The organism is Achromobacter sp. 1011791174 (assembly GCF_059760925.1).
This window is the reverse complement of sequence record NZ_JCBANH010000139.1, coordinates 1-11,626: the sequence shown is the minus strand read 5'-3', so window position 1 is coordinate 11,626 and position 11,626 is coordinate 1. Positions and strand designations below refer to the sequence as shown.

The window sequence follows — 11,626 nt, the reverse complement described above, 5'->3', positions numbered from 1 at the left end:
TGCCTTGGGCTCCTGGACGGGGGCGGGCGCGACGCAGGACAGCGCGTCGCGGCGGCGGGCCGAGAGGCGGGCGGCGATGCGGCGGGCCAGGCCGACGATGCCGGTCGGCAGGAACAGCGTGACCAGCACGAAGATCAGGCCCAGCGCGTAGAGCCAGAATTCCGGCAGCACGCTGGTGAACCAGGTCTTCAGGCCGTTGACCGCGCCGGCGCCGATGATGGGGCCGATCAGCGTGCCGCGTCCGCCCGTGGCCACCCAGATCACCATTTCGATGGAGTTCTCTGTGGACATCTCGCCGGGATTGATGATGCCGACCTGCGGCACGTACAGCGCGCCGGCGATGCCGCAGAGCACGGCCGACAGCGTCCAGACGAAGAGCTTGAAGCCCAGCGGCTCGTAGCCGATGAAGCGCAGCCGGCTTTCGCTGTCGCGCACGGCGGTCAGCACCCGGCCCAGCTTGGACTGCGTGACGGCGCGCGCCAGCACCAGCGCGCCGGCCAGCGCCGCCAGCGTGCACCAGTACAGCGCGGCGCGCGTGCCCGGCGCCGTGATGTCGTAGCCCAGGATGCGCTTGAAGTCGGTGAAGCCGTTATTGCCGCCGAAGCCGGTGTCGTTGCGGAAGAACAGCAGCATGGCCGCGAAGGTCAGCGCCTGCGTGATGATGGAGAAGTACACGCCCTTGATGCGCGAGCGGAAAGCGAAGTAGCCGAACAGAAAGGCCAGCGCGCCCGGAACCAGCACGACCAGCAGCATGGCGTACCAGAAGTGCTCGGTGTACGACCAGTACCAGGGGTAGCTCTTCCAGTCCAGGAACACCATGAAGTCCGGCAGCGTGCTCTGGTAGGCGCCGTCGCGGCCGATGGCGCGCATCAGGTACATGCCGTGGGCATAGCCGCCCAGCGCGAAGAACAGGCCGTGGCCCAGCGACAGGATGCCGGCGTAGCCCCAGACCAGGTCCAGCGCCAGCGCGGCCAGCGCGTAGCACATGAACTTGCCCAGCAGGGCGACGGCATAGGACGAGACATGCAGCGGATGGCCCGGAGAGTACGCCAGGTTCAGCAGCGGCAGCAGCGCCAGCAGCGCGGCGACGATGGCCAGCGCCGCCCAGGCGCGGGGGGAATACAGCGGCCGGCGCAACGCCAGGCCCGGATCCTGCGCGGCGGGCTTCATTCGACGCTCCGGCCGCGCGGGGCGAACAGGCCTTGCGGCCGCTTCTGCACAAACAGCACGATAAGCGCCAGGATGGTGATCTTGGCCATGACCGCTCCCGCATAGGGTTCCAGGAATTTGTTGACGCCGCCCAGGCCCAGCGCGGCGATGACGGTGCCGGCCAGCTGGCCCACGCCGCCCAGCACCACCACCATGAACGAATCGACGATGTAGCCGCGCCCCAGGTCCGGGCCCACATTGCCCAGCTGCGACAGCGCCACGCCGGCCAGCCCGGCGATGCCCGAGCCCAGGCCGAAGGCCAGCATGTCCACGCGTCCGGTGGGCACGCCGGTGCAGTCGGCCATGCGCCGGTTCTGCGTGATGGCGCGCACGAACAGGCCCAGGCGCGTGTGGTTGAGCAAGATCCAGACCAGCGCCACCACGGCCAGCGCGAAGCCGATGATGACCAGGCGGTTGTAGCTGAGCACCAGTCCGCCCAGCACCGTGATGCCGCCCGACATCCAGCCCGGATTGCCGACCTCCACGTTCTGCGCGCCGAACAGGCTGCGCACGCCCTGCATCAGCATCAGGCTGATGCCCCAGGTCGCCAGCAGCGTTTCCAGGGGCCGGCCGTAGAGCCAGCGGATCACGGTGCGTTCCAGCGCCATGCCCACCAGCGCCGTGACCAGGAAGGCCAGCGGCAGCGCCGCCGCCACGTACCAATCCAGCCAGCCAGGCAGCCAGGCGCGGAACAGCGTCTGCACCACATAGGTAACGTAGGCGCCGATCATCAGCAGCTCGCCATGCGCCATATTGATCACGCCCATCAGCCCGAAGGTGATGGCCAGCCCCAGCGCCGCCAGCAGCAGCACGCTGCCCAGGCTCAGGCCGTAGAAGAGATTGCCTGCCCATTCGACGGTGGCCAGGCGGCGGTCGATGCGGCGCAGCGCGTCGGCGGCGGCCTCGCGCACGCCGGCGTCGGGTTCGGCATAGGCGCCGTCGCGCTGTTGCGTCAAGGCCGCCAGCACGGGACGGAACGCGGCGTCGTCACTGCGGCCCAGCAGTTCCACGGCATGACGCCGCGCGGCCGGATCGGCGCTTTGCAATTCCAGCCTGGCCTGCGCGATCTCCAGCGCGGCGCGCACGGTCGGGTCGCGTTCCGTGGCCAGCGCCTGCGCGATCAGGGGCAGCCGCGAGGGATCGTTGGTCTGTTGCAGGCGGCGCGCGGCGGCGAGCCGAGAGCCGGCATCGGCCGCGTGCAGCTGCGCGCCGGCCAGCGCTGCCTCGATGGCGCGGCGCAGGCGGTTATTGATGCCGATGGACGCGGATCCCGCCGGCAGGTCCAGCGCGGCGCCGTTGGCCGGGTCGGTGGCGCGGGCGCCATCACCGATCAGCACGCGGCCGTCCGGCGCCGCGTAGAGCTGGTCGGCGCCCAAGGCCCGCAGCACAGCCGCGCCCTCGCCGCCGGGCAGCGCGCCCAGCGCGGCGATCGCACGCAGCCTGGCGTCGGTATCGTCGCCCGCCAGCGGCGCCAGCAGGTCCTGGCCGACGCCGGCCGCCGCCACGGGCAGCGCCGGCCAGGCCAGGAACATGGCGAGCAGGAGACGACGCAGGTAGCGTGCGATCGCAGCGTTGCGCATGGCGGCCGTCTCCCTCAGAGGCCCTGCTTGCCTTCGTTGCCCGGGATATACGGGCTCCAGGGCTGGGCGCGGATCGGACCCTTGCTCTTCCAGACCACGTTGAACTGGCCGTCGGCCTTGATCTCGCCGATGTACACCGGCTTGTGCAGGTGGTGGTTGGTCTTGTCCATCATGATCTCGAAGCCGCTGGGCGAGCTGAACGTCTGGCCGCCCATGGCCGCGATGACCTTGTCCACGTCCGTACTCTTGGCCTGCTCGACGGCCTGCTTCCACATGTGGATGCCGATGTAGGTCGCCTCCATCGGATCGTTGGTGACCACGGTCGCGGCGTTGGGCAGGTTCTTGGCCTTGGCGTAGGCCTTCCACTTGGCGATGAAGTCGGTGTTGACCGGGGTCTTGATCGACTCGAAATAGTTCCAGGCCGCCAGGTGGCCGACCAGCGGCTTGGTGTCCACGCCGCGCAGTTCCTCTTCGCCCACCGAGAAGGCGACCACCGGCACGTCGGTGGCCTTCAGGCCGGCGTTGCCCAGTTCCTTGTAGAAGGGCACGTTGGAGTCGCCGTTGATGGTGGAGATGACGGCGGTCTTGCCGCCGGTGGCGAACTTCTTGATGTTGGCGACGATGGTCTGGTAGTCGGAATGGCCGAAGGGCGTGTAGACCTCGTCGATGTCGCTGTCCTTCACGCCTTTGGAATGCAGGAAGGCGCGCAGAATCTTGTTGGTGGTGCGCGGGTACACGTAGTCGGTGCCCAGCAGCACGAAGCGCTTGGCCCCGCCGCCGTCCTCGCTCATCAGGTACTCGACGGCGGGTATGGCCTGCTGGTTGGGCGCGGCGCCGGTGTAGAACACGTTCTTCTCCAGTTCCTCGCCTTCGTACTGCACCGGATAGAACAGCAGGCCGTTCAGCTCCTTGAACACCGGCAGCACCGATTTGCGCGACACCGAGGTCCAGCAGCCGAACACCACCGCCACCTTGTCCTGCGCCAGCAGCTGGCGCGACTTCTCGGCGAACAGCGGCCAGTTCGAGGCCGGATCGACCACCACGGGCTCCAGCTTCCTGCCCATGACGCCGCCCTTGGCGTTGATCTCATCGATCGCCATCAGCGCCACGTCCTTGAGCGAGGTCTCCGAGATCGCCATCGTGCCGGACAGGGAATGCAGGATGCCGACCTTGATCGTGTCTTCGGCGGCATGGACCGAGGGCATCCAGCCGGCCAGGGCCAGCAGGCTCACGGCGGTCAGTTGCTTGAGGGCTAGTCTGCGTTTCATGGGGACTCCTGGGTAGGTTGCGCCGGCATTGCCGGCATGAAATGGACAGGGCCTGTACCGCGCCTCGCCAGGACATCAAAGCAAGACCCGTGCCAGCCGCGCCGGAGGCGGCGGCGCGGCGGGGCCGCGATATGTAGGCGGGAAGGGCGGGGCGCGGGAACGATGCGGCGGAGCGGCTTGCTCAATCTGGTGCCGCGTGCACAAAACAGGTGCGTGATCTGCGCGGCGCTGGTGCGCGCCGGCGCCGCGACGGCGCGCCGCGCCTTGTGGCCGCGCGGGATGTCGTGGCAGGGAAACAGGGGGAAAACGCGCTGCGGGCGCGGACATGGCATGCCGCTTGCTTGGGAATCCGTACTTGCATACCAGAGAGGATTCCAGCATGAACGCCGCAGCAACGCAGTTCGACACCGCCGGTTGGACCATCGCGCAATGGCAGGCCGCCTATGTCGCGGGCGCCCGGCCCGAGGCGCTGCTGGCCGGCCACGCCGCCGCGCCGGACGCGCCCGCCGACAATGCCTGGATCCTGCGGGTCGACGGCCAGGCGCTGGCGCGCCAGCTGGACGAACTGGCGCGGCTGCTGGCGGCGGCGGACGGCGACCTGTCGCGCCTGCCGCTGTATGGCGTGCCCTACGCGGTCAAGGACAACATCGACGTCGCGGGCTGGCCGACCACCGCCGCCTGCCCCGCGTTCGCCTACACGCCCGACGAGGATGCCGGCGTGGTGCGGCGCCTGCGCGCCGCCGGCGCCATCCTGATCGGCAAGACCAATCTGGACCAGTTCGCCACCGGCCTGGTGGGCACGCGTTCGCCGCACGGCGCGGTGGCCAACGCGTTCCGGCCCGAGTACATCAGCGGCGGATCGAGTTCGGGCTCGGCCTCGGTGGTGGCGCGCGGACTGGCGGCGTTCTCGCTGGGCACCGACACGGCCGGCTCGGGACGCGTGCCGGCGGGCTTCAACAACATCGTCGGACTCAAGCCCACGCGCGGCTGGCTCAGCGCCGCCGGCGTGGTGCCGGCCTGCCGCACGCTGGACTGCGTGTCGGTGTTCGCCTTGACGGTCGACGACGCCTTGCGCGTGGCCGACATCGCCGGCGGCTACGACGCGCGCGATCCCTACTCGCGGCCCGTGCCGGCCGGCACGGCCCGTCCCTGGCCGGCGCGGCCGCGTTTCGCGGTGCCGGACAAGCTGGAGTTCCACGGCGACGCCGAGGCCGAGGCCGCCTTCGACGCGGCGCTGCGTGAGGTGCGAGCCACCGGCGCCGAGCTGCGGACCGTTGATTTCTCGCCCTATGCCGAGCTGGCCGCGCTGCTGTACCAGGGGCCGTGGGTGGCCGAGCGGTTCGCGGCGGTCGAAGCCTTGTGGCGCGAGCAGCCGGGCGCGATCGACCCGGTGGTGCGCGGCATCGTCGAAGAGGCCGGGCGCTACAGCGCGCTGGACGCCTTCCAGGCCGAATACCGCCGCGCCGCGCTGGCGCGCGCCATCCAGCAGTCGCTGGCGGACGTGGACGCGCTGCTGGTGCCCACCGCGCCGTCCATCTACACCATCGCACAGCTGCGCGAGGATCCGCTGGCGCTCAATTCGCGGCTGGGCCGCTATACCAATTTCGCCAATCTGGCCGACCTGTGCGCGCTGGCCTTGCCGGCGGGCATGCGCGGCGACGGCCTGCCCGCCGGCATCACCGTACTGGGCCTGGCCTGGCAGGACCATGCGCTGGCCGAATTCGGCAGGCGCTGGCAGGCGCGCCTGGGCCTGCCGCTGGGCGCCACCGGCAAGCCGCTGCCCGCCGCGCCGGCGTCGCGTGATCCGGCGCCGGGCATGCTGCGCGTGGCCGTGGTGGGCGCGCACCTCAGCGGCATGCCGTTGAACCATCAGCTCCGTTCGCGCCATGCCGTCTTGGTGGAAAAGACGCGCACGGCGGGCGACTACCGGCTGTATGCGCTGGCCAACACCACGCCGCCCAAGCCGGGCCTGGCCAAGCGCGCCGATGGCGCGCCCATCGAGGTCGAGCTGTGGGACATCCCTCTCGCCGCGTTCGGCGGCTTCGTCGCCGAGATCCCGCCGCCGCTGGGCATCGGCACGCTGGAGCTGGAGGACGGGCGGCAGGTCAAGGGCTTCATCTGCGAGCCGCGCGGCCTGGAGGGCGCGAGCGACATCACGGCGCATGGCGGCTGGCGCGCCTATCTGGCCAGCCTGAATCCCGCCGTCCGCTGATCCCCCCAATTCTTTCCAGGAGTCGCAACGTGTTCGATACCGTTCTGATCGCCAACCGAGGCGAAATCGCCGTCCGCGCCATCCGTACCCTGAAGCGCCTGGGCATCCGCAGCGTGGCGGTGTATTCCGACGCCGACCGCAATGCCGCCCATGTGCGCGAGGCCGACGCTGCCGTCGCGCTGGGCGGCGAGAAAGCCGCCGACAGCTATCTGCGCATGGACCTGCTGCTGGCCGCCGCCCGCGAACAGGGCGCGCAGGCCATCTACCCCGGCTATGGCTTCCTGTCCGAAAGCGCCGAATTCGCCGAGGCCTGCGAAGCCGCCGGCATCGCCTTCGTCGGACCCACGCCCATGCAGATCCGCGAGTTCGGCCTGAAGCACCGTTCGCGCGAGCTGGCGGCGCTGGCCGGCGTGCCCATGACGCCGGGCACCGGGCTGCTGTCCAGCCTGGGCGAGGCGCTGGCGCAGGCCGAGCGCATCGGCTATCCGGTCATGCTCAAGAGCACGGCGGGCGGCGGCGGCATCGGCCTGTCGCGCTGCGACAACGAGGCCGAGCTGACGGCGGCCTACGACAGCGTGCAGCGCATGGGCGAGCACTTCTTCCGCGACGGCGGCGCCTTCATCGAGCGCTACGTGGATAACGCGCGCCACGTCGAGGTGCAGATCTTCGGCGATGGCCAGGGCCGCGTGCTGGCGCTGGGCGAGCGCGACTGCTCGGTGCAGCGGCGCAACCAGAAGGTGATCGAGGAGACGCCGGCCCCGAACCTGCCGCCCGCCACCCGCGCCGCCTTGCTCGAAGCGGCGGTGCGGCTGGGCGAGTCGGTCGGCTACCGCTCGGCCGGCACGGTGGAGTTCATCTACGACCCGGCCCGCGACAGCTTCTATTTCCTGGAGGTCAACACGCGGCTGCAGGTCGAGCATCCGGTCACCGAGGCGGTGACGGGCCTGGACCTGGTCGAGTGCATGCTGCGCGTGGCGGCGGGCGAACCGCTGGACCTGCAAGCCATGTCGCGCGCGCCGCGTGGCGCGTCCATCGAGGTGCGGCTGTACGCCGAGGATCCGCTGCGCCAGTTCCAGCCTTCGCCGGGCGTGCTGACCGAGGTTTATTTTCCCGAGGGCCCGCGCGTGGATGGCTGGGTGGCGACCGGCACCGAGGTGCCGGCCTACTACGATCCCATGCTGGCCAAGCTGATCGTGCATGGCGACACGCGCGAAACGGCGCTGGCCCGGCTGTCCGACGCGCTGGCGCGCACGCGCCTGCACGGCATCGCCACCAACCTGGACTACCTGCGCCAGATCGTGGCCGACGCGCGCTTCGCGGCCGGCGAACTGTCCACCCGCTTCCTGGAAACCTTCGAGTACCGGCCCGCGGCGATCGAGGTGCTGGAGGCCGGCACCTACACCAGCGTGCAGGATTATCCGGGTCGGGCCGGCTACTGGGATATCGGCGTGCCGCCGTCCGGTCCGATGGACGATTACGCGTTCCGGCTGGCCAACCGCATCGTCGGCAACGCGCCGGACGCCGCCGGCATCGAGGCCACGCTGGCCGGCCCCACGCTGCGCTTTCATGGCGACGCCGTCATCGCGTTGACCGGCGCGCAATGCGCGGCCACGCTGGACGGCGCGCCCGTGCCGATGTGGCGGCCGGTGGCGGTGCGCGCGGGCCAGGTGCTGGCCACGGGCCGCGCGCTGTCGGGCTGCCGCATGTACCTGGCCGTGCGCGACGGCCTGGACGTGCCCGTCTACCTGGGCAGCCGCTCGACCTTCGCGCTGGGACAGTTTGGCGGCCATGCCGGGCGCACGCTGCGCGTGGGCGACATGCTGCCGCGCGTGCGTCCCGAGCTGCCGGGCGCGCCCGCCGCGCCCGAGGCCGAACCGCAGGCCGCGCCGCCCGAGCTGGTGCCGGCCTATGGCGATACCTGGCGCATCGGCGTGCTCTACGGGCCGCATGGCGCGCCGGACTTCTTCAAGCCGGAGGCCATCGACGCCTTCTTCGCCGCCGACTGGGAAGTCCACTACAACTCCAATCGCCTGGGCGTGCGCCTGACCGGCCCCAAGCCGGACTGGGCGCGCGAGAGCGGCGGCGAGGCCGGGCTGCATCCGTCCAACATCCATGACTGCGAATACGCCATCGGCAGCATCAACTTCACCGGCGACAGCCCCGTGATCCTGACCCGCGACGGCCCCAGCCTGGGCGGCTTCGTCTGCCCGGTCACGATCGCCAAGGCCGAGCTGTGGAAGGTGGGGCAGGTCAAGCCGGGCGACCGCATCCGCTTCGTTCGCATGGACTATGAACAGGCGGTGGCGCTGGAGGCGGCGCAGGACCATAGCCTGCGCGAGCTGAGCGCTGCGGCGCCAGCCATGCCCGCCGCCGCGTCCATCGGCGCGCCGGCCCGCGCCACCGCGTCCGAGACCATCATCGCCGCGTTGCCGGCCGAAGGGACGCGACCGTCGGTCGCCTACCGCCAGGCGGGCGACGGCTACCTGCTGCTGGAGTACGGCGACAACGTGCTGGACCTGGCGCTGCGCATGCGCATCCACCTGCTGATGGAGGCGCTGCGCGAGCGGCCGGTGGCCGGCGTGCGGGAGCTGTCGCCGGGCGTGCGTTCCCTGCAGATCCGCTACGACAGCCGCCTGATCCGCCAGGACGCGCTGATCGCGCGGCTGTTGGAGATCGAGGCCGGACTGGCCGACGTGGCCACGCTCAAGGTGCCCACGCGCGTGGTCCACCTGCCGCTGGCCTTCGAGGACAGCGCCACGCTGGGCGCGGTGCGACGCTACCAGGAGACCGTGCGCGCCAGCGCGCCCTGGCTGCCGAACAACGTGGACTTCATCCAGCGCATCAACGGCCTGGCCTCGCGCGACGAGGTGCGGCGCATCGTGTACGACGCCAGCTATCTGGTGATGGGGCTGGGCGATGTCTACCTGGGCGCGCCCTGCGCCGTGCCGATCGATCCGCGCCATCGGCTGCTGACGTCCAAGTACAACCCGGCGCGCACCTACACGGCCGAAGGCACCGTCGGCATCGGCGGCGTGTACATGTGCATCTACGGCATGGACTCGCCGGGCGGCTACCAGCTGGTGGGGCGTAGCCTGCCGATCTGGAACACGTTCATGAGGAATCCGGTGTTCCAGGACGGCAAGCCCTGGCTGTTGCGCTTCTTCGACCAGGTGCGCTTTTATCCCGTCAGCGAGGCCGAGCTGGACGTCTTGCGCGAAGACTTCCGCCACGGCCGGGCCAGCGTCCGCATCGAGGAGGAAGTGTTCGACTTCGCCGCGCATCAGCGTTTCCTGGCCGAGCAGGCGACCAGCATCGCCGCCTTCCAGACGCGCCAGAAAAGCGCCTTCGACGCGGAAGTCGCGCTGTGGCGGAGCGAGGATGTGGCGCCGCCGCCGGCCGGGCCGGAAGCCGCCCCGGAAGCGCAGGCCGAGCTGCGCGAGGGCGAGCGGCTGGTCAGCGCCGACATGTGCGGCAATGTGTGGAAGGTGCCGGTCGAGGTCGGCCAGAGCGTGTCGGCGGGCGACACGCTGGTGGTGGTCGAGGCCATGAAGATGGAGCTGTCCGTCATCGCGCCGGCCGCCGGCGTCGTGACCGCGATCCGCTGCGTGCCGGGCAAGCCCGTGAACGCCGGCGATCCGCTGGTCGTCCTGGCGGAGGATGCGCCATGCACGGTAGCCTGAGCCTGCGACCCGCGCTGGCGCTGGGGGCATCCCTGGCCGACCAGGCCTATCAGCTGATAAAGGACGATCTGTTCAGCTTCCGGCTGCTGCCCGGCGAGCGCTTCACCGAGACCGACCTGGCGGCGCGGCTGGGCGTGAGCCGCACGCCGGTGCGGTTGGGCCTGGCGCGGCTGGAGCGCGAGGGCTTCGTGCTCGCCAGCCCGCGCAGCGGCTGGCAGGCGCGGCCCTTCGACTTCGAGCGCTTCGAGGCGCTGTACGATCTGCGCATCGTGCTGGAACTGGCGGCGGTGGAACGCCTGTGCGCGCGCGAGCGCGCGGACGGGGAGGATCTGCTGGAGGCCTTGCGCGACATCTGGCACGCGCCGCCGCAGCGGCGCCTGCTGGATGGCCGGCGGGTGGCCGAGCTGGACGAGGCTTTCCACTGCGCGCTGGTCGAGGCGGCGGGCAATCCGGAAATGGCTCAGGTGCATCGTGACGTGACCGAGAAGATCCGCATCGTGCGCCGGCTGGATTTCACCAAGGACTTCCGCATCGACGCCACTTACGAGGAACATGGCGCCATCCTGAGCGCGGTGCTGGCGCGCCGGGCGGACGAGGCCGCGCGCCTGCTGCGCGCGCACATCGGCATGAGCCGGGCCGAGGTCAGCAAGATCACGCTGCGCATGCTGCACGAGGCGCGCGGCGGCTAGGACCGGTCCATGTCGGCGCCTCCGCGCGCCGGCCGGATACGGCGCCGCGAGCGACGCGTGGCGCGATGTCAGCCCTGCAGCTGTCGGTAGACTTCCAGCGACACCCGTTGCAGTTCTTCCCGGCTGACGGCGCCCGACAGCGCGTAGCCGAACGGGCCCTCGGCCCAATAGAACACGCGCACCGGCCCTTCCTGCGTGAACTGGAAGGCGGTCTGGCCGCCGGCGGCCTCGCGCGTGACGTACAGGGTCAGGCGCTGCCCGTCGGGCGCGCCGTACATGAACAGCGCCACCGGGCCGGCGCCGCCGGGCAACAGGCGGCCGCCGACCAGCTCATAGCCCAGCGCGGACAGCGAGGGCGCGCTGACGGGCGCGCCCAGCCGCTTGGTCAGCCAGGTCACCAGGGCCTTTTCGTTGTCGCCGCCGACTTCAACCGGCCGGCCCATGTCGGGCGCGTAGACCGCGTGCGCCACGGCGGCGCGCTGCGCATAGCTGGCCGCCGCGCGCTCGGGCGTCTGGGCCGCGGCGGCCAGCGCCGCGCGGATCCGGTCGTGGTCCAGCTCGCCGCGCGCGATCCAGGCCGCGCCGCCGCTGAACACCGCCACGGCGATGCCGGCGGCCAGCGCGCGCCAGGGCCAGGCGCGCGCCGGCGGCGCCAGCGGCAGGCGCAGCGGCAGCGGCTCGTCCAGCACCGGGTCGAGCAGGGAGCGCAGCGCCTGGCGCTGCGCCTGCCATGCGTCCACGCGGGCGCGGTCCTGCGGATGCGCGGCCAGGAAGGTCTCGACCTCCGCGCGGCGCGCAGCCGCGAGCTGGCCGTCGGCGTAGGCGTGCAGGTCGGCCTCGGCGATGGGGCTGCCCATGGACGGTAGGGCATGCAGGCGTTTGTCGTTCATGTCAGTTGTCCATGACGCTGGTACATCATCCGCGACGTTTCAATCGGGCGTTGCTCCGTGGGGCCACGCGGAGCCGGCTCCGCCGGTCCGCTGTGGCG

General features: G+C 71.0%; 7 protein-coding genes. 3 read left to right on the top strand and 4 right to left on the bottom strand.

The genetic code is table 11. From position 1 onward, the window contains the following. From urtC to urtA, 3 genes are all read right to left on the bottom strand, one after another. Positions 1-1,170, bottom strand: a 1,170-nt coding sequence (urtC, locus tag AC6LJ5_RS28610) for an urea ABC transporter permease subunit UrtC (RefSeq protein WP_392409105.1), incomplete at its 3' end; no start/stop codon positions are given. Beyond that, positions 1,167-2,789, bottom strand: coding sequence for an urea ABC transporter permease subunit UrtB (gene urtB, locus AC6LJ5_RS28605; RefSeq protein WP_498142279.1), 1,623 nt, complete (start codon positions 2,787-2,789; stop codon positions 1,167-1,169). The genes urtC and urtB, both read right to left, overlap by 4 nt. 14 nt (positions 2,790-2,803) lie before the next feature. After that, entirely contained in the window at positions 2,804-4,057 is a 1,254-nt protein-coding gene (gene urtA / locus AC6LJ5_RS28600) for an urea ABC transporter substrate-binding protein (RefSeq protein WP_498142278.1), read from the bottom strand. Positions 4,058-4,436: 379 nt separating this feature from the next. Between urtA and atzF the strand changes: the two genes are divergently transcribed. From atzF to AC6LJ5_RS28585, 3 genes are read left to right on the top strand one after another with little or no spacing between them, the layout of a single operon-like run. Further along, a complete protein-coding gene (gene atzF / locus AC6LJ5_RS28595; RefSeq protein WP_498142277.1) occupies positions 4,437-6,269 on the top strand; it encodes an allophanate hydrolase in 1,833 nt (610 codons plus the stop codon). Positions 6,270-6,298: 29 nt separating this feature from the next. Next, complete coding sequence (gene uca / locus AC6LJ5_RS28590; protein WP_498142276.1) at positions 6,299-9,949, top strand: urea carboxylase; 3,651 nt, start codon at positions 6,299-6,301, stop codon at positions 9,947-9,949. Then, positions 9,934-10,638, top strand: coding sequence for a GntR family transcriptional regulator (locus tag AC6LJ5_RS28585; RefSeq protein ID WP_103275932.1), 705 nt, complete (start codon positions 9,934-9,936; stop codon positions 10,636-10,638). Before uca ends, AC6LJ5_RS28585 begins: the two co-directional genes overlap by 16 nt. A gap of 68 nt (positions 10,639-10,706) precedes the next feature. Here AC6LJ5_RS28585 and AC6LJ5_RS28580 read toward each other — a convergent pair whose 3' ends face one another. Next, positions 10,707-11,528: an anti-sigma factor family protein gene (locus AC6LJ5_RS28580; RefSeq protein ID WP_392409113.1), complete on the bottom strand. Its 822-nt coding sequence runs from the start codon at positions 11,526-11,528 to the stop codon at positions 10,707-10,709. Positions 11,529-11,626: the final 98 nt, after the last annotated feature.

Excerpts from the sequence above, each read along its gene's own strand:
- urtA (WP_498142278.1), bottom strand. The coding sequence starts at position 4,057 with ATGAAACGCAGACTAGCCCTCAAGCAACTGACCGCCGTGAGCCTGCTG.
- AC6LJ5_RS28580 (WP_392409113.1), bottom strand. The coding sequence starts at position 11,528 with ATGAACGACAAACGCCTGCATGCCCTACCGTCCATGGGCAGCCCCATC.
- AC6LJ5_RS28585 (WP_103275932.1), top strand. The coding sequence starts at position 9,934 with ATGCACGGTAGCCTGAGCCTGCGACCCGCGCTGGCGCTGGGGGCATCC.
- atzF (WP_498142277.1), top strand. The coding sequence starts at position 4,437 with ATGAACGCCGCAGCAACGCAGTTCGACACCGCCGGTTGGACCATCGCG.
- urtB (WP_498142279.1), bottom strand. The coding sequence starts at position 2,789 with ATGCGCAACGCTGCGATCGCACGCTACCTGCGTCGTCTCCTGCTCGCC.